The following is a 17,877-nucleotide window of genomic DNA, read 5'->3' as shown; positions in this document are numbered from 1 at the left end:
CGGCGGGCAAAAATGGGCGCTGCGGCCGATACCACCTCGCGGGTCGCCACGCTACCCGGCTGCGGCGCCCTGTCATCAAGAATCAGACAAAACCGGTGGTTCGGGAGCGTTTCGGCCGGATTTTGGTTTGTGCGCCACACCTGCCGACATCGCCGATGTGAAACTGTCCAATCCCTTGCACACCCTTCGAGGATGCCGAAGTATTGCTGGCAGTACCGACCCGATCTGCATGAGTCGCCGTGACACACGGCGCGACGAGCGAAGAGGTGTGGGCATGACAGCAAATTGGCCGAGTTCTCGGGACCCTTTCGACGACATCTTCCAGCGATTCTTCGGTTCCGGAATGTCCTCGAAGCCACCGGTACAACGCATCGATCTGGGCAAGTTGATGACCGACAACGCGAAGTTGCTGGTCGGTACCGCTCGCGAGGCGGCCCAGGAATGGGGCAACCCCGAAATCACTCCCGAACACCTGCTGTACGCGGCCACCGAAGCAGAACCCGGGCGCAGCATCGTCGCCGAGCTCAGCCTGGATCCCGACCAGGTCGCCGAGCAGATGGAGGACTACCTCGACACCGGCAGGCCCAGCGAAGACGACCTCGCCGACATCACGCTCAGCCCTGCCACCAAGGTCGCGCTGCGCGCCGCCCAGCGCCAGGCGGCCCAGGCCGGCAGCAGCTACATCGGCCCGGAGCACATCTTGCTCGGCATCGCCGCACTCCCCGACAGCGTCGCCGCGCAGGCGCTGGTCGCCGGGATCGCGGCCACCCAGAGCGGCGGCGTCCCCGCGCCGGGAACCCCGATGGCGACCGCGCCGTCGAAGCGGCAGCAGCCGGAATCGGACACGCCCACGCTGGACGAGTACGGCCGTGATCTCACCGCCGAGGCCCGCGAGGGCCTGATCGACCCGGTTGTCGGCCGCGCGGAGGAAATCGAGCAGACCATCGAAATCCTGTCGCGGCGGCGCAAGAACAACCCGGTGCTGATCGGTGATCCCGGGGTCGGTAAGACCGCGATCGTCGAGGGGCTGGCCCAGCGCATCGTCAACGGGGACGTGCCGGTCACCCTCGCCGACCGCCGCGTCATCGCACTCGATGTCGGCTCGCTCGTGGCCGGGAGCAAGTACCGCGGCGAATTCGAGGAGCGGCTGACCAAGATCCTCGACGAGGTCCGCGCGCACAAGAACGAGCTGATCATCTTCATCGACGAGCTGCACACCATCGTCGGCGCAGGCGGCGGTGGTGAGGGCTCGATGGACGCGGGCAACCTGCTCAAGCCCGCGCTGGCCCGCGGCGATCTGCACGTCGTCGGCGCGACCACCATCGATGAGTACCGCAAATACATCGAGAAGGACGCCGCGCTGGAACGCCGGTTCCAGCCGGTGATGGTCTCGGAGCCCTCGGTGGAGGACACCATCGAGATCCTGCGCGGCCTGGCCGATGTGTACGAGGAGCACCATCAGGTGCGCTACTCCGACGAGTCGCTGGTCGCGGCCGCGCAGCTGTCGGATCGCTACATCACCGACCGGTTCATGCCCGACAAGGCGATCGATCTGATCGACCAGGCGGGCGCCCGGGTCCGGCTGCGTTCGGGCACCCCCGACCCGGCGGTGAAGGCCAGGGACGAGGCGATCGCGCGGCTGTACCGGGAGAAGGACGCCGCGGTCGACAACGAGGACTACGAGAAGGCCACGGCTCTCAAGGCCGACATCGCCGCCGCCGAGGAGGAGCTGGAGGAGTCCGGTGCGACGTCGTCGGAGCCGATCGTCGATGTCGTCGACATCGCCGAGGTGATCTCCCAGCGCACCGGCATTCCGGTGGCCGATCTGACCGCCGAGGAGAAGCAGCGCCTGCTCCAGCTCGAAGACGTCCTGCACAAGCGGGTGATCGGGCAGAACGAGGCCATCGTGGCGATCGCCGAGGCGGTGCGCCGAGCGAGGGCCGGACTCAAGGACCCGAACCGGCCGATCGGGTCGTTCCTGTTCCTCGGCCCCACCGGTGTCGGCAAGACCGAGCTCGCCAAGGCCCTCGCGGAAGCGGTCTTCGGCGACGAAGATCGCCTGATCCGATTCGACATGAGCGAGTTCCAGGAGAAGCACACGGTCTCGCGACTGGTCGGCGCCCCGCCCGGATACGTCGGCTACGACGATGCCGCCCAGCTCACCGACAAGGTGCGGCGTCAGCCGTATTCGGTGATCCTGTTCGACGAGGTCGAGAAGGCCCACCCCGATGTGTTCAATGTGCTGCTGCAATTGCTCGACGACGGGCGCGTCACCGATTCCAAGGGCCGCACAGTCGATTTCAAGAACACGATCGTGATCATGACGTCCAACATCGGGTCGCACCTGATCCTCGAGGCGCCACCCGGCGACCTCGACTCCATCGTGCCGCAGCTCGAAGAGCTACTGCGCCAGCACTTCCGGCCCGAGTTCCTCAACCGGATCGACGAGCAGATCGTGTTCCATCGCCTGGACAAGGAGCAGCTGGAACAGATCGTCGAACTGATCCTGGATCGCACCCGGCGCATGCTCGCCGCCCAGGACATCGAACTCGAGATCAGTCAGTCCGCGGTGGACTGGTTGAGCGAGCGCGGTTTCCAGCCCGAATTCGGTGCGCGACCGTTGCGCCGTACGGTGCAGAAAGAGCTCGACAACCGGGTCTCGCGGCTGCTCCTCGACGGCGGGCTCGATCCCGGCGGCACGGTGAAGGTCGACACCGCCGACGACGATCTGGTCGTCACGGCGATGAACCCGGGCGGTAAGCCCGACACCAATGGTTCCGCACCCGCGCCCGCGGCGAAGAAGCCGGCCAAGAAACCCGCCAAGAAGGCCGCGAGCAAGAAGGGTGACGACAAGAAGCTCGCGTCGAAGTAGCGAAACGACGACTGTGGCCCGGTTCGTACGAACCGGGCCACAGTGTTGTCATGGGGTCAGCCGCCGGTGACCACGCAGGATTCCCCGAAGCGGAAGCCCCGGCCGACCGTCACATTCGCGCTGCTGGCGATGCCGTCCTGGACGGCGGTCATCGTGTGGGCGCCGGTGTAGGACGGCACCCAGTTGAACATGGCGACGCCGTCGGTCGGCGCGACCACGGCCAGCAACGCGCCGTTGTCGTAGAAGGCGACAGGAATGATGCCGACGCTGAGCCTGGCCAGCAATTGGTGGGTGCATCCGGTGCCGTAGTCGGTTGCCGAGCCGACGCTGAGGTTGGGTTTCACCGTCAATTGCGAAACTCCGGCCGAGGCGGTGGGTGCACCGAGGGTCGTGGCCAGCATCGCCGTCCCGAGGGCAGCAACGGTGATGGCGAATTTCCTGTCACTCATATTTCTCACGTCCTTGTGCTGCGGGCCGACCGAACGCGAGGTCGGCGAGTCGGTCCCCATCCTCACCCCATCGCGGGACCGATGGTGGGAGAACACACGAACCGTTTCGCCGACCTCGTCGCGCCGGCTACAGCCGCGACCAGAGTGCGGGAGTGTTCGGTGGCGTCCAATTCGGGTCGTGCACGGTGTGCGCCTGCCTGCAGCTATAGGTGGCGCCCTGATAGGTGACTTTGTCGCCGATGCCATAGGTGGCGCCCTGACGCCAGGGCGATCCGCCGGGGGCGGCCGTGGTTGTCGGATGCTCGTGCCCGGGAGTGGTCGTCACCGGCGGTTTCGTGGTTGTGGCCGGGGGTTTCGTGGTCGTCGGGGGCGGTGTGGTGGTCGGGGCCGGGGTGCTGGTGGCCGGCGGGGAAGTGGTGGGTTTCGGGGTGGTCGTAGGCGGCCGTGTGCCGCCCCCGCCGCTCACCTCGAGATCGACGCAACTGTAGAAGGCCGCTGCGGTATCACCGATATTCCAGACCGCGCGCAATTTCTGGCGGCCGGAATAACTCGACACATCGACGGTATGGGTCACCTCCATGGACGGCTGTTCGTTCCGGCCGTCGAACACAGCAATTCTGGTGTTGCCGATGAAGTATTCCCAATTCAGCGTGCGATGATTCGCGGTATTCTTCCATGTGAAACTCGCACTGCCGGAGACTTTCTGCGGCACCCAGCCGAGGCTGTCGTCGTCGAGCTCAGGGTATTTGTTCGCACTACAGGTGGTGAGCCCCTTCGGTCCCTCCACGCTCTGCGGTTCGTATTTCACCGCGCCGCAGGGCACGAGGCCACGGGCGCATTGCTCCTGCCTGCTCGCGGGTCCGGTGATCCAACCGTGCGCGGTGGCACTCCCGGCGGGCACCACTGCGGTGGCGATGGGCGCCAATGCCATTGCTCCGGCGAAGAACAGGATTCGACTTCTCACTATCAGTACTCCTTGGAAACGCACGCGGAGGACGGCAGGGGCCGGCTTGCCGTCCGGGAAACATTTCGAGCGATGACACTGAACACTTCGATATCGAACTGTGATTCCGAAGATTAGGGTGACGAAGATCATTCGTCAACCGTCCCGGTAGCGAAAAATACTGCTACCGACCGGTATTCGCGGATCATTTCCCAACTGTGCGAATACGGCGAATATCCACGTTTGGAACCAACCGGTATCCACCCGAAGCAAACGGCTGGTTAATCTCGCTGCTGTGTGGGGTGTACAGATTTGCCATCGGTTGTAGATAGGTAGCCATGTCGGCAACAAGCTGTCTTACTGTTCGAGGGCGAGTACCCACAGCAGGGAGCCTGGCGAACTTTGCGCGACTCCTCCGAAATAGGCGGACGGGCGCCCGAATCAGCCGAGGAACGCGAGGATTCCGGCGGTGACGAGTTCGGCGTAGCGAGCCCGGCCCTCGGGGGTCTCGATGAGCGCGGCGTCGGTCGCCGAGCGCATGTTCCCGCATTCGACCAGTGCGCTCGGTCGCTCGGCCAGGTTGAGCCCGGCCAGATCCGCCCGTGGATCCAGTCCCGCCGATCCCACATAGGTCGAGGGCACCGCGCCACCGGCGATCATCGCATCACGCAACGCCCTCGCCAGACGCGTCCCCGCCTCGGCCTGTACCGGATTCAGCGCAGGTTCGGCGTAGGCGATGTGAAATCCGTGCGCGTCCGCACCGGTATTGCCGTCGGCATGGATCGAGACCACCGCGTCGGCGCCCGACTCGTTCGCGATCGAGGCGCGCTCATCGACACACGGTCCGACACCGGTGTCGTCGGCGCGCGTGAGGATCACCCGAACACCGCGGGCGGCGAGCAGGTCGCGCACTCGCAGGGTGACGTCCCAGGTGAACTCGTGCTCGGTGTAGCCACTGGCGGCCGAGGTCCCGGTGGTGTTGCAGGCCTTCGTGCCGCCGCGCCCATCGGGCACCGGTGCGTTGATCTGGGTGAGATGGGTGGCATTGCCACCGTTGTGACCGGGATCGAGGACAACCGTGTGGTTCACGGCGGGCGAAGTCGGCGGCACGGCACTCTCCGAGGAAACGGCCGTCGCGGTCGACGTCGCCGGGTTCGCGTCCGTGGTGGTGGACGCGCAGCCGGCGAACAGCGCTGTCGCCGCGAGCAGGCAGGCGGGCAGGAACAGACGGGGACGCACCCCGACACCGTGCCACACCGTGCCGACGACCCGGCCTCGTCCCCGCCGAACCCGTGTTCAGCGCTGGGTGATGCGCAGCGGAAGAGTCGCGTGGCGACGGGCGAACAGGCTGGGCACCCAGCGTGGCGGCTCCTGCTCGATCAGCTCGAACCGTTCGGTGCGTTCGAGCAGCAGGGTGATCGCGGCGGTCGCTTCCAGCCGAGCCAAGGCGGACCCGATGCAGAAATGGGCACCCGCGCCGAACGCCGCATGGGCACGGCCGCGCCGCCGGTCCAGATCGACGATATCGGGATCCGGGTAGACGGCGGGATCGCGATTGGCGGCACCCCACAGCAACAGCAGGTGACTGCCCGCGGGCAGGTCGACACCGCCGAGCCGAGTATCGACCATGACGTGGCGGTGGTGGCCACGAAAGGGTGACTCCAGGCGCAGTGCCTCGTCGAGGAACGCGGGGACGAGCTCGGGGCGTTCACGCAGACGGGTCTGCAGAGTGAGGTCGGCGGCGAGCAGTCGCGCCGCCGAGGCGATCAGACCCGCGGTCGACTCCCCTCCCGCACCGATCAGCTGCACCAGGATCAGTACCGCCTGCTGCTCGTCGATCGTGCCCGCATCCATCGCGGCGACGAGCACCTCGAGCAGGGTTCGCGGCGAATCTCGATCGGCCACTCGGTCTTTCGCGTTGCCGATCGCGAGGTACGCGTAGTGGGCGAGCTCGGCCGCGGAGGTGATCAGCTCGGTCATCCGGCCCTCGGCGACGATACCGCCCAGCATCTCGGTGGAGTCGTAGGCCAGCGAGAGCAGTTTCGCGACATCGGTCCCCGGCAGACCGACGAGTTCGGCGATCAGCGCCAGCGGCAAACGATCGGCGACCCCGGTGGCCCAGTCGATCCGATCGCCGTCGAGTTCTTCCGCCCACAGCCGTTCGGTCAGTGCGGTGACGAACGGGCCGAGCGTGCGCACCCGTTTGGCCAGAGCCGGTCCGACGATGCCGCGGTGGACGGCATGGACGTCGCTGTCGGCGGTGGCGAGCACGTGGACCGCTCGCCCGGTCGCGTCGAGGTCGAAGGTCATCGGCGCCGCGCCCGGCTGGGCGACGAGCACGCCGGTCAGATGCGAGGAGAACTCCGCGGGGCGCCGGGTCGCTTCGGTGACCTCGGCCCACGAGGCGACGAGAAAGAAATCGGTGCCGGGTACCCGATAGACCGGCGCTTGTTCGCGCAGGGCGCGATACATCCGGTAGGGGTCGTCGAGCACCGTCGCATCGAACAGGTCGATCGCTTCGAGGTCCGTGGTCACGGCTGCCGCCTTTCCTGGTCGGGCTGTCGGCGCTCACCGTGTACCGCGCAGAGGCATGCGGTCAACGACTGTCTCGAGATGAGACAGCCCGGCGACCGCGTTGCCTCACAATCCGCCGCGTACTTCGTCGAAAACACCCCTCAGCCTGGCCGGATTCGGCTAGACAGATTCCACCGAACGTCTCACTCTGAGACAGACACGTGTGGAGGTTTCCGGTGAGCGACCAAGTCGACTGGCTGGCCGGCGGTGACCGACGCACCATCGCGGTCGACCGCATCGAACGCGCCGCCCTCGCGCTGTTCCTCGAACGTGGCATAGACAACGTCACCGCCGACGACATCGCCGCGGCCGCGGGGTGCTCGCGCGCGACGCTGTATCGCTGTGTCGGCGGCAAACCACGACTGATACGCGCCGTGATGGTCCGGGCCGCGGGCTCCGTCGTCGCACGCGTGGAGGCGGTCGTCGACTCGGTCCCGCCCCGCCGACGACCCGTCGAGGCGATCCTGGCCGCCGTCGCCGCGATCCGCGCCGACCCGGTGCTGCGCCAGTGGCTGATCCGGCACCGCTCTCCCGACACCGACGAATTCCTCGCCGGCGCACCGGAACTCGGTCACATCGCGACCGCGCTGACCCGGATCGCCCCCGACGACGAGGCCGCGGGCTGGGTCGTGCGCGTCGTGTTGTCGCTGCTCACCTGGCCGCTGCCCGACGCCACGGCGGAACGTCACCTGGTCGAACGATTCGTCGGGCCCACCCTGCGTGCGGGCTGACTCCCCCGTTCGGTCCGCGCGTCCTCGATCCGTCGCGGCTCAGCTCAGCCGCGGTGGTGGCGACTCTCGTAGGCAACGCGTTCGGCCTCGGTCCGACGGCGTTCGGCCTCGTTGGCCAACTCGGGATCGAAGCCATGGCTGACCAGGCGGTGCCGCCGGTACACGTAAACCAACGCCACAGTGAAGTAGACCAGCGGCAGGTACAGCAACGCCATCATCGACAGCCCTATCCACAGCGGGCCCGGCACCAGCAAGAACAGGCACAGCACCGGCAGCACCGGCAGCAGGAAGCGCATCAGGTATCGGCGGGTCGCGCCGGGGCCGGTGAGGTCGGCGAGCACCCAGTCCGACATCGAGGGCGGCAGGGTTCCGCCGGTGATGTAGCGAACGCGCTGCCAGAGATTCGGGGTCGAGTTGCTCACTGCTGCTCCCTCACATCGGATGCGCGTCGCGCGGCCGCGTTCACCCGGCCGAGGACATCGCGCAGTTCTTCCAGGTCCGCCAGGCTCACGCCGAGGCGTGCCACGACGGCGGGCGGGATCTGCTCGGCTTGTTCACGCAGGTCACGGCCCACCTCGGTGAGGTCGATGTGCAGCGTGCGCTCGTCGTGCGGATCGCGGCGGCGGGTGATGAGACCGGCGGATTCGAGTCGCTTGAGCAGCGGTGACAAGGTCGCGGAGTCGAGCTGGATCGCCTCGGCGACGGCCTTCACCGACATCGGCGCCTCACCCCAGAGGGCCAGCATCACCAGATATTGCGGATGCGTCAGGCCGAGCGGTTCGAGCAGCGGCCGGTAGACCGCCAGCACGGATCGATTGGCCACCGCCAGGGCGAAGCACACCTGCCGGTCGAGCCGCAGCGGGTCGTCGAGCTCCTGCATCGTCCACCACCTTTCTCAGCCCACACACTATTACACCACTAATAGTTAGTGCAATAACTATTAGTGGCATCACAGATGGGCGGCGGGACGATGCGCGTCAGTCCTCGTCGAGGACCAGTGGCTCACCGGCGGCAGCACGGCGCACCTTCTCGCGGCCGTTGTCCTCCTCACTACGCCCCTGACGCCAGTAGCCGGTGAAGGTGATCGCGCGCTTGTCGACACCACGGTCGCGGACCAGATTGCGCCGGGTGAGCTTCACCAACTCGGCCTCACCGGAGATCCACGCGTAGGGCACGCCCGCGGGGAGCTCGGCCGCACGGACCGCGGCGACCACCGCGTCGCCGTGCGGGCGATCACCGCGATGCACCCACTCGATCAGTACGTCGCCGCGGGTCTCGAAGCCCTGCTCGTCAGCCGGGCCTTCGACCTCGATGAACGCTCGCGTTCGCGCTCCCACGGCGAGGCGTTCGATGATCGCGCCGATCGCCGGAACCGCGGTCTCGTCACCGACGAGCAGCTGCCACTCGGGGTCGGCGGGCGGGGTGTAGAGCGCGTGCGGCGGGCAGAGCAGGCCGATCTCGTCGCCCGGCACCGCGGTCGACGCCCAGTCCGAGGCGGGACCCGCGTGCTCGGCGTGCAGGGCGAAATCGATGTCGAGCTCGCCGAGTTCGGGCCGCTGCGCCCGGACCGTGTAGGTCCGCATCGGCGGGCGGATCTCGTCGGGCATCGCGAGATAGCGCTGGTACCAACTCATCACACTGCCCGAGTCGTCCAGTGGCGGCGGCACGACGGGACGCGGCCTGCCCGGGAGCGGGAAGAAGAGCTTCGTGTACTGGTCGGGCCCGGCGTCGATGAGGGCGGCCGGGTCCGGACACCCGAGGGTCACCCGCACCATCCGCGGCGTCAGCCGTACCGCGCGACGAACCGTCAGCGGCGCGTAGACCATGGCCGGTCGATTCACAGTCCCAGTCGTCATTAGGCAAGCCTAACCTACTGCGCCTGCGAACTACCCGCCCTGATCGACGGCGAGGCCGGAAATGAGCTGCTCGATCACCGCGCGGACAGCGACGATATCCCCCGCGTCCGCCGAATGCGCCAGGTACTGCGCCGCCTCGTCCAGCGCACCGACCACCACCAGCGCCAGCGGCCGCACCGGCTGCTTCCTGATCCGGCCCGCGGCCATGGCACCGGCCATCGCGTTCTCCACCAGGCCGATGGTGTGCCGCAACTCGATCTCGCGCCACCGGGCCCACCCGAGCACCGCGGGCGCGTCGAGCAGCGCGATCCGGCGCACCTCGGTCGCGGTCGAGGCCTGCAACCACGCCAGGCAGCCCACGATCAGGCTCGCGATCGGATCCTCGGCACGCGCCTGGGCCACGGCGGCGGCGATCACCTCCACCAAGCTGCGCTCGAGATCCTCGAACACCGCCTCGAACAGATCCCGCTTCTCGCCGAACTGGTGATAGAGCGCGCCGCGACTGACCCCGGCCGCCTCGGCGACCGCGATCGTGCTCACCGCCCCGTACCCGAACTGCCCGAACAGCTCTCGCCCGGCACGGATCACCGCGGCACGCGTGGCGGCCGAGCGTTCGGCTTGGGTCCGGCGATCAGGATTCATGGCGACGTCGAAGTCTAGGGCAGGACGAGGGTCGCGGCAGATCCGAGGCCGTTCGCCCCTTGACCGGCCACACCGGATTCGGGAACATACAGTCATCCTGTTTGTATATTCGAAGGGCTTGGGGACTATGTCCGATGCCACCAAGGATCTGTTCGAGCGCTATCACGCCTGCTGGGCCGAGCGCGACCCCGACCGGATCGCCGCGCTACACACGCCCGATTCGGTCTTCCACCTGCACTCCGGGGGCGCACCAGCGCACGGGCGCGCGGAAATCCGAACCGCCGCCGCAGAGACCTTCGCCCTCGTCCCCGATCTGACTTTCACCCAGGTCGACCTGCGCGTCGGCGACGACTTCTGGGTGGTGCGATGGAAGCTGTCGGGCACCTCCGTCACCGGCGGCGCCGTCGATGTGGATATCGCGGACATGGTCACCGTCGAGGACGGCGCGGTCAAGGCGAAGCACACCTACGTCGACGGCGTGGCCATGCAGGCCGCGCTGACCGCGCCCTCCGAGATCGCCTGAAACTCGTGGAGCGGTGTGGCGGACCAGCGTTGCGCGCGGTCTGATCTCAGGGCATCGGCAGCGGCGGTGTCTTCGGGAAACTCACGGGCAAGGCCGCGAGCGACCGATGGAACGGGCCGGGCCGCCACACCAGATCCTCGACCGGCACGGCGAGGCTCAATTCCGGGAGCGCGTCGAGCAATTGGTCGATCGCGTCCTGCACGATCAGGTACGCCACCGGTTTGGCCGGACAGCCGTGCGGCCCCGCGCTCCAGGCCAGGTGCGCCCGGTTGTCGACGACATCGCGCCCGGCGATGGCCGGATCGTTGTTGCAGGCCGACATGCTGATGACGACCGGTTCGTGTGCGGGCAGCCAGGTGTCCTCGACCAGGATCGGCTGACGCGGGTAGGTCATGCAGAAGTTGGCCAGCGGCGGGTCGGTGAACAGCACTTCGTCGAGCGCGTCGCGCGTGGACAGGCTGCCGCCGAGCACATCTCCGGCGAACCGGTCGTCGGTGAGCATCAGCCGCAAGGTGTTGACCACCAGGTTCAGCATCGGCTCGATGCCCGCGCCGTAGAGCACCAGCAGCTGGTGCACCATTTCCTCGTCGGTCAGCGCCGCCGGGTGCTGGAGCAGGCGGGTGGCGACGTCGTCACCGGGTTCGCGCTGGCGCAACCCCACCAGATCGGCCAGTGCGGAGGCGAGCAGGTTGTTGCCCGCCTCGGCGTCGTCGCCTTCGAAGATCTGCGCCATCCCGGTGGCGACCTGCTGCCCGATCTCGGGCGTGCACCCGAGCATCGAGTTCAGCGCCTGGAACACCAGCGGAAACGCGTACTGGCTCAGCAAGTCCGCGGACCCGGTCGCGCAGAAGCTGTTGATCAGCGGGATGGCGAACTGTTCGACGGTGCTGTGCATCGCGTACAGATCCACCCCGGCGATCCCGGCGACATTGGCCTGCCGGTATCGGGTGTGCTCGGCACCGGTGGTGCGCAGCGCGGCTGGGCGGAACTGCAGCATCGGCAGCACCGGGCAGTCCAGCGGGATGTCTCGCTGCCACATGCGGGGGTCGGCCGGGAAGTGCTCCGGATCGTTGAGGATGCGCACGGCGGTGTGATAGCCGATCACCAGCGTGGCCCGGATGCCCGGCGACAACTCCACCGGCACCACCGAGCCGAACCGCCGCCGCATCCGCTGGTACGCCGCCTGTGGGTCGGCGGCGAATTCGGGTGCCCACATCGCCACCCGTTCGTCGGCGGCGATATCGACCGTCATGACGCTGTTGCTTCCTGTCTGCGAAAGAGGTATTCGGCCAGCGTGATCAGTGCGCGCAGGCCCTGATCACGGCGACGTGCGTCGAGCGCGATCACCGGAGTCTCGGGCGCGAGGTCGAGCGCCTCGCGCACCTCCTCGAGCGGGTAGCGCCGGAATCCTTCGAATTCGTTCACCGCCACCGCGTACGGCACGCCACGCTGTTCCAGCGCCGAGAGCACGTCATCGGCCTTCTCGATACGGCGGGTGTCGACGAGCACCAGCGCGCCGAGAGCACCACGAGCCAGTTCCTCCCACAGCGGGGCGAATCGTTCCTGGCCCGGCGTACCGAACAGGTACAGCGCCAGTTGGGGATTCAGGGTGATGCGGCCGAAATCCAGTGCGACAGTGGTCGACACCTTGCTGCCCAGACCCGCCATGTCGTCGACACCGATACTGGCCTCGGTGATCGTCTCTTCCGTGCGCAGTGGCCTGATCTCGGACACCCCGCACACGAAGGTGGTCTTGCCGACACCGAAATTGCCTGCGACCAGGATCTTCACCGACCGTGTCACGGTTTCCGCGACGTAGTCGACCTCATCCCGCGATGGCGCGGAGGCCATGCAGCACCTCCTTGATCAATGCGAGTTCCGGCTTCACCTGTGCCGGGGTGGGGCAGTGCAGGTGACCGCTGTCGAGCAGATCGGAGACGATGATCTTCACGACGGAGGCGGGCAGGTCGAGATAGGCCGACAGCTCGGCGATCGACAGAGCGCCGCGGCGGCTGGTGAGAGCCAGCAGGCGACGTTCGTCGGGGCGGTGATCGGGACGCGCGTCCTCGACGGCACGGACCAGGGTCACCAGGTCCAGATCATGGGCGGCACGCACCCGCCCGCCGGTGCGCACATAGGACCGCACCAGATCGGGATCGCGCCTGCCGCGGCTCAATTCCTCCCGCCTAGGCGGGGCGCGCTGCCGATCTCGTGACCCACGCGCGAGGCCAGTTCGTTCATCCGATGCGCCACCAGCGCGACATCGACATCGGCGGTGGTGGCGACACCGAGCAGCGCGCCCACACCGGCGGCGGTGATCATGATCATGCCCTCGTCGTACTCGGTCATGTTCTGGCGCACCGCGTTCGACGGGCCGCCGCAGAACTCGCCGAGCGCCTTACCGAGCGAGCGCAGGCCCGAGGCCGCCGCGGCGAACCGTTCGGCGTCGTCTTTGCTCACGCCACGGGAGTGGGCGATGCGCAGTCCGTCCTCGGACAGCAGGACCGCGAAGCGGACGCCGGGGATCTCGAGATCCTCGAGCAGCCACGCCAATCGGTTGGTGCTATCGGCTACCGGTGTGCTCATCGGCTGTTCCTTCCGTGGTTCGCTCGGCCGCAGCGGCACGACCGCTGCGGGATCCGCTGCGCCAGGCAGCGGCGAGGTCGGGGCGCGCGTGCCCCGACTCTGTCGTTACCCCCGCCGAATCCGGGGCAACCGGTCTGCGGCGGCGCTTGGGCAGCCCGCCGCTGGTGATCTCGTGAACGTCGGCGCCGGGCGATTCGATCTCGGCGACCGCCACGGGAATGTGTGCGGGCGCGGCGAGTTCGGGCTCGGGCAGCCGCGGGGCGTCGCCGCTCACCAGCAGCGCCGACGGTACATACACCATGGCCCGCATGCCACCGAAGATGTTGGGCCCGTCGACGTGCACGGAGAATCCGTAGCGCCGGGCCAGCGCCGCGATGCCGGGGAAGCCGACCTTCGGCGCGGGGCCGAGATCGTGGATGTCGACCGGGCGTTCGCCGCTGAGCACCAGGCGCGCGTCCTCGAGCTGCTCGGGACTCATCCGCATGCCCGCGTCGTCGATGATCACGGTGACGCCGTGATGGCCCTCCTGGAAACCGATCTCGACGAACGACGACGGCGGTGAGTAGCGCAGCGCGTTGTCGAGCAGGGTCGCCATGGTGTGCACGAGCGGTTCGACCGCGCGACTGATCACGATCCGGTCCGATTGGGCCGCGCGCACCCGCAGGAATTCCCTGACCCGTCCGGTCGCGCCGCCCGCCACATCGGTGAGCGACTGCTGCGGCCACCGGCGGCCGGGCAGACCGCCGGAGACGATCACATAGGACTGCGCCTGCCGGATCATCTGCTGCACGGTGTGGTCGATCCGGGTGAGCGTTTCGTAGATGGCGTCGTCGCGATGTTCGCGCAGTGCGGCACTGACGACCTGTCCGAGGTCGGTGCCCAGGCTCACCACCGAGGTGCCGAAGGAGCGCACCGCGGCGCTCGTGGCCGCCCGCGAGGATGCCGAGAGCTCACCGCGGGTCTGGTCCCGGGCGTCCTGTATCTCACCGAGGCGACGTTGTTCGCCGTAGCGCTCGACCATCGCCCTGGTTTCCTCGGTGACCACGCGCAGGTCCTCGGCATGACCCGTGGCAATCCACTGCAGCGCCTGGCCGAACTGCGAATCGCCCAGTTCCACCGGCAGATCCACCGCGACCGAGGGGATCTCGTGGCGGCGCACCGCGGCAGTGATCGCGGGCAGTGTGCCCTGCGCCAGCTGCATGAGGGCGTTCTCGCAGGCGAGGCGTTCCCGGATGGCGGCGTCGGCTCGCTGCCGCTGTCGGCGCTCGTTCCGCATGGCCATGACACTGACCGCGATCGCGAGCAGTAACAGCGGCGCACCGATGACGAGCAACAGCACCGCAATTCCTGAGTTCATCAGATCTTTCGTCGTCCTCGACCACACGGCGCTGTTGCCGGTGGCCCTCGCCGGCCGGCCCGCCGAGGCATTCACTGTCCACCGCGGGGTGATTTCGGATACCCGATTCACACGCCCCGATTCCAGCGACCCGCACACATTAGCAGCACACGTAACGATCGCGACACGGATCTTCCTGTCCGACATCATGTTTCCCGCTCGAAACATTGCACGCTACTGGACAGTTGATCTATTCTGGTTCGCTATGCCTCGAGCCGATGCTCGCGGAACCCCGGGTACCGGATATTATCCCGGCGTGGCGAAACTGAAGCTTTCCGTCGATGTCCCCGTCCCACCGGACCAGGCCTGGGCGCACGCGTCCGACCTTCCGCACCTCGGCGATTGGCTGACCATTCACGAGGCTTGGCGCGGAACACTGCCCGAGGAGCTGACACCGGGCACCGTTGTCGTCGGCATCGCCCGCGTGAAGGGCTTCCGCAACAAAGTCACCTGGACCGTGCGCACCGCCGAACCGCCGCGCAAGCTCGCCCTCACCGGCACGGGTATCGGCGGCACCAAGTTCGGCCTCGGCATGCTCGTCGAGCCGAGCGGTAGCGGGTCGAAGGTGAGTGTCGACATCGACCTGGGCGGTGCGCCGCTGTTCGGCCCGATCGGGTCCGCCGTCGCGAAGGCCCTGCGCGGCGATATCGAGCGCTCACTGGAGATGTTCGTCAAGCTCTACGGCTGAACCCCGACGCGAAAGCCCGGACGGAACAGAGAGTTCCGTCCGGGCTTTCCGCGTATGACCGATCAGGCCAGCGCCACAGCTTCGGCGTCGATCGGCGCCTTCGGCTTGGTTCGCGGCAGGAAGAACGCCGGGATCAGGGTCAGCAGAGCGAGTACCACGGTGACCCAGTACGTGTTGCTGAACGCTGTCGCCGCCAGGTCGAGTCCCTGCTCGATGACCGACGGGGGAACCTGCGCGGCGAGATCGGGCCGGGCGTTGGCGCCGATCGCGACCTTCGCCTCCGGGTGATCGTTGAGCTGGGCGGCCAGCACGACCGACATCGTCGCCGTGCCGATCGACGCCGCGGTCTGGTTGATGATGTTCATCAATGTCGAACCGCGCGCGACCTGTGCGTGCGAGAGCGTCTGGATCGCGGCGGTCATCACCGGCATCATGGTGCAGCCCATGCCCAGACCCATCACGAACAGCGCGCCACCGATCAGCAGGTAGGAGGTGTCGGCGCCCAGCTGGGTGAACCCGGCCAAGCCGAGGGTGATGAAGGTGATGCCGAACATGACGATCTTGCCGGGGCCGATCTTGTCGACCAGGAATCCCGCGATCGGCATCGTCAGCATGGCGCCGATACCCTGTGGGGCCATGAGCAGACCGGAGTCGAACGCCGTCTCCCCGCGTACCTGCTGCAGGTAGTTCGGCAGCAGGAAGCCTGCGCCGAAGAACGCCGTCGCGAACAGCGACATGGTGAGCACGGAGTACCGCAGCGACGGGTTGGAGAACAGCCGCAGGTCGATCAGCGGATGCTCGGTGCGCAGCGCGTGGAACACGAAGGCCACCAGCAGCGCCGCGCCGATGATCGCCGGAATCAGCACGCGCGAGGCCATCACGGTGCCCTTCTCCGGAATGGAGGAGACACCGAACAGGAACAGCGCCAGACCCGGCGAGGCCAGCAGCATGCCGAGGAAGTCGAACGATTCCGAGGGTTTGGGCTTGTCGGGAGCGAACACGATCCAGGCCAGGATCAGCGCGACGATGCCCAGCGGCAGGTTGATCAGGAAGATCCAGTGCCAGCTGAAGGAGTCGATGAGCCAGCCACCGAGAATGGGGCCACAGATCGGGCCGAGCAACATGGGCACGCCGAGTACCGCCATCACCCGCCCGATCCGCTGCGGGCCCGCGGCATGGGTCATGATCGTCATACCGAGGGGCATGAGCATGCCGCCGCCGATGCCCTGGATGACACGGAAGGCCACCAGCGACTCGATACTCCACGCCATCGAACACAGCACCGACCCGATGATGAAGAAGGTCAGCGCCGCCATATAGAGGCGTTTGGTGCCGAAGCGATCGGCGGCCCAGCCGGTCATCGGGATGACCGAGGCCAGCGCCAAGGTGTAACCGGTCATGGTCCAGGCGACGACCTCGACGGAGGCGTTGAAGTCCTGCATGAACGTCGGGATCGCCACGGTGACCACCGTGATGTCGAGAATCGACATCACCGCGCCCAAGACGACGACGCCCGCCACCTTCAACACGGCGGCATCCAGCTTGTCAGGAGTGTGATCGGGCGCGGCGGCGCCGATATCCGGAGGTTTCGTCACCGGTTAACCCAAGCACCTTTCGCTGCCGATGACCAGTGAAATTTTCTGTTCGTGATCTGGTCGATGTCACACCCGCGTGATCGTCGCCGCCTCGCTGGCCATGAGCGCCGCCCTCGTCGCGGCACTCGATGCCGGCAGCATCGGCAGCCGAACGGCCGCGCTGGAGATCTGACCGCGCTCGGCGAGCACCGCCTTGATGACCGTCGGGTTGGGCTCGGCGAACAGGGCCGCGCCGAGCGCGTCGAGACGGTCACCGATCGCGCGGGCCCGGACGACGTCACCGGCGTGCCATGCCTCGATGAGATCGGCGTATGCACGGGGCGCGATATTGGCCGCGGCCAGGATCGCGCCGTGCGCGCCGAGAGCCAGCAGCGCGGAGGCGAAACGGTCGTCGCCACTGAGCACTGTCGCCGGGGTATGGGCGGCCATCAATTCGACACTGGCCGCGTCGATTCCGCCCACGGCGTGCTTGAAGCCGGCGATGTTCGGGGTATTCGCGAGACGAATCAACGTGCTGCCGCTGAGCGGGCGTCCGGTGCGGTGCGGCACGTCATAGACGAGCAGAGGGGCCGGGCTGATCGCTGCCAACTGCGTGAAGTGCGCGATCACGCCTTCTTCGCTCGGTCGCACGTAGTAGGGCACCACCGCCAGCACGGCCGCGACGGGCCGCGCGAGTTCGGCGATCGCTCGCACCGATTCCGCGGTGGCGTTGCCGCCCGCGCAGGCGATCAGCGGTGCGCCGCGGTCGGCGCAGACGCTCGCGCAGATATCCAGGACTCGCGCACGCTCGGCGGCAGTGAGCGCGGACGGCTCCGCCGTGGTGCCGAGCGCGACGAGTCCGGTCGCCCCCGCGTCGAGGACAGCGTGCGCGTGTCGTTCCAGCGCCGCGGGCTCGACGGCCCCGTCGGCGGTGAACGGCGTGATCAAAGGGACGAAGAGGCCGTGTAGCGATGTCATGACTCTATCGTCGAGCCAGATCCACCATCAGGTCCAGTTCACATTCATGATGATGACCGTAAGCT

The 17,877-nt window shown here is 67.5% G+C and carries 19 protein-coding genes; 4 read left to right on the top strand and 15 right to left on the bottom strand.

The annotated features are described in order from the left end of the window. Positions 1-274 precede the first annotated feature (274 nt). Positions 275-2,872 carry an ATP-dependent Clp protease ATP-binding subunit gene (locus ACWDXS_RS02370; protein ID WP_449961159.1) on the top strand — a complete coding sequence of 866 codons (2,598 nt, stop codon included), beginning with the start codon at positions 275-277 and terminating at the stop codon, positions 2,870-2,872. A gap of 56 nt (positions 2,873-2,928) precedes the next feature. Here the strand turns inward: ACWDXS_RS02370 and ACWDXS_RS02365 are convergent, their stop codons facing one another. The 4 genes from ACWDXS_RS02365 to ACWDXS_RS02350 form a co-directional block, all read right to left on the bottom strand. Further along, positions 2,929-3,321 (bottom strand): hypothetical protein, encoded by a 393-nt coding sequence (locus tag ACWDXS_RS02365; RefSeq protein ID WP_378989929.1) that lies wholly within the window; start codon positions 3,319-3,321, stop codon positions 2,929-2,931. Positions 3,322-3,448: 127 nt separating this feature from the next. Continuing rightward, positions 3,449-4,285, bottom strand: a complete 837-nt coding sequence (locus tag ACWDXS_RS02360) for a carbohydrate-binding protein (protein ID WP_449961155.1) — start codon at positions 4,283-4,285, stop codon at positions 3,449-3,451. A gap of 420 nt (positions 4,286-4,705) precedes the next feature. Next, positions 4,706-5,503: an N-acetylmuramoyl-L-alanine amidase gene (locus ACWDXS_RS02355; protein WP_379314318.1), complete on the bottom strand. Its 798-nt coding sequence runs from the start codon at positions 5,501-5,503 to the stop codon at positions 4,706-4,708. A 57-nt stretch (positions 5,504-5,560) separates the two neighbouring features. Further along, the gene (locus ACWDXS_RS02350; RefSeq protein WP_449961153.1) at positions 5,561-6,799 is read right to left on the bottom strand and encodes a cytochrome P450; all 1,239 of its coding nucleotides are present in this window, start codon (positions 6,797-6,799) and stop codon (positions 5,561-5,563) included. Between the two features lie 215 nt (positions 6,800-7,014). Here ACWDXS_RS02350 and ACWDXS_RS02345 point away from each other — a divergent pair, with 215 nt between their 5' ends. Then, entirely contained in the window at positions 7,015-7,569 is a 555-nt protein-coding gene (locus ACWDXS_RS02345; RefSeq protein ID WP_378989925.1) for a TetR/AcrR family transcriptional regulator, read from the top strand. A gap of 44 nt (positions 7,570-7,613) precedes the next feature. On the opposite strand, the gene ACWDXS_RS02340 is transcribed toward ACWDXS_RS02345, so the two are convergent. The 4 genes from ACWDXS_RS02340 to ACWDXS_RS02325 form a co-directional block, all read right to left on the bottom strand. Further along, the gene (locus tag ACWDXS_RS02340; protein ID WP_378631042.1) at positions 7,614-7,991 is read right to left on the bottom strand and encodes a DUF5313 family protein; all 378 of its coding nucleotides are present in this window, start codon (positions 7,989-7,991) and stop codon (positions 7,614-7,616) included. Next, on the bottom strand, positions 7,988-8,449 hold the full coding sequence (locus ACWDXS_RS02335) for a MarR family winged helix-turn-helix transcriptional regulator (protein ID WP_378989924.1): 462 nt from the start codon (positions 8,447-8,449) through the stop codon (positions 7,988-7,990). Before ACWDXS_RS02335 ends, ACWDXS_RS02340 begins: the two co-directional genes overlap by 4 nt. Positions 8,450-8,546: 97 nt before the next feature. After that, complete coding sequence (locus tag ACWDXS_RS02330) at positions 8,547-9,425, bottom strand: siderophore-interacting protein (protein ID WP_449961148.1); 879 nt, start codon at positions 9,423-9,425, stop codon at positions 8,547-8,549. Between the two features lie 30 nt (positions 9,426-9,455). After that, positions 9,456-10,067, bottom strand: coding sequence for a TetR/AcrR family transcriptional regulator (locus ACWDXS_RS02325; protein WP_378989922.1), 612 nt, complete (start codon positions 10,065-10,067; stop codon positions 9,456-9,458). A 127-nt stretch (positions 10,068-10,194) separates the two neighbouring features. On the opposite strand from ACWDXS_RS02325, the gene ACWDXS_RS02320 reads away from it, so the two are divergent. Next, positions 10,195-10,590 (top strand): nuclear transport factor 2 family protein, encoded by a 396-nt coding sequence (locus tag ACWDXS_RS02320; RefSeq protein ID WP_378990020.1) that lies wholly within the window; start codon positions 10,195-10,197, stop codon positions 10,588-10,590. Between the two features lie 46 nt (positions 10,591-10,636). On the opposite strand, the gene ACWDXS_RS02315 is transcribed toward ACWDXS_RS02320, so the two are convergent. The 5 genes from ACWDXS_RS02315 to ACWDXS_RS02295 are packed head-to-tail and all read right to left on the bottom strand — an operon-like array spanning position 10,637 to position 14,533. Next, entirely contained in the window at positions 10,637-11,842 is a 1,206-nt protein-coding gene (locus ACWDXS_RS02315; protein ID WP_378989921.1) for a cytochrome P450 family protein, read from the bottom strand. Then, positions 11,839-12,441 (bottom strand): GTP-binding protein, encoded by a 603-nt coding sequence (locus tag ACWDXS_RS02310; protein ID WP_266289261.1) that lies wholly within the window; start codon positions 12,439-12,441, stop codon positions 11,839-11,841. The genes ACWDXS_RS02315 and ACWDXS_RS02310 overlap by 4 nt, the downstream gene beginning before the upstream one ends. Beyond that, positions 12,416-12,766: a DUF742 domain-containing protein gene (locus ACWDXS_RS02305; RefSeq protein ID WP_056817094.1), complete on the bottom strand. Its 351-nt coding sequence runs from the start codon at positions 12,764-12,766 to the stop codon at positions 12,416-12,418. Before ACWDXS_RS02305 ends, ACWDXS_RS02310 begins: the two co-directional genes overlap by 26 nt. Further along, the gene (locus tag ACWDXS_RS02300; RefSeq protein WP_378989920.1) at positions 12,763-13,176 is read right to left on the bottom strand and encodes a roadblock/LC7 domain-containing protein; all 414 of its coding nucleotides are present in this window, start codon (positions 13,174-13,176) and stop codon (positions 12,763-12,765) included. The genes ACWDXS_RS02305 and ACWDXS_RS02300 overlap by 4 nt, the downstream gene beginning before the upstream one ends. Next, complete coding sequence (locus tag ACWDXS_RS02295; protein ID WP_449961139.1) at positions 13,154-14,533, bottom strand: sensor histidine kinase; 1,380 nt, start codon at positions 14,531-14,533, stop codon at positions 13,154-13,156. The genes ACWDXS_RS02300 and ACWDXS_RS02295 overlap by 23 nt, the downstream gene beginning before the upstream one ends. Positions 14,534-14,828: 295 nt before the next feature. Between ACWDXS_RS02295 and ACWDXS_RS02290 the strand changes: the two genes are divergently transcribed. Next, a complete protein-coding gene (locus ACWDXS_RS02290; RefSeq protein WP_449961136.1) occupies positions 14,829-15,260 on the top strand; it encodes a type II toxin-antitoxin system Rv0910 family toxin in 432 nt (143 codons plus the stop codon). A gap of 62 nt (positions 15,261-15,322) precedes the next feature. On the opposite strand, the gene ACWDXS_RS02285 is transcribed toward ACWDXS_RS02290, so the two are convergent. Both ACWDXS_RS02285 and dapA read right to left on the bottom strand, forming a co-directional pair. Next, positions 15,323-16,855 carry a DHA2 family efflux MFS transporter permease subunit gene (locus tag ACWDXS_RS02285; protein ID WP_378989914.1) on the bottom strand — a complete coding sequence of 511 codons (1,533 nt, stop codon included), beginning with the start codon at positions 16,853-16,855 and terminating at the stop codon, positions 15,323-15,325. 66 nt (positions 16,856-16,921) lie between these two features. After that, positions 16,922-17,812, bottom strand: coding sequence for a 4-hydroxy-tetrahydrodipicolinate synthase (gene dapA, locus ACWDXS_RS02280; protein ID WP_449961133.1), 891 nt, complete (start codon positions 17,810-17,812; stop codon positions 16,922-16,924). Positions 17,813-17,877: the final 65 nt, after the last annotated feature.

This window comes from Nocardia sp. NPDC003183 (assembly GCF_053590715.1).
Note: the sequence above shows the minus strand (reverse complement) of the source record. Positions and strands in the feature narration are given on the sequence as shown.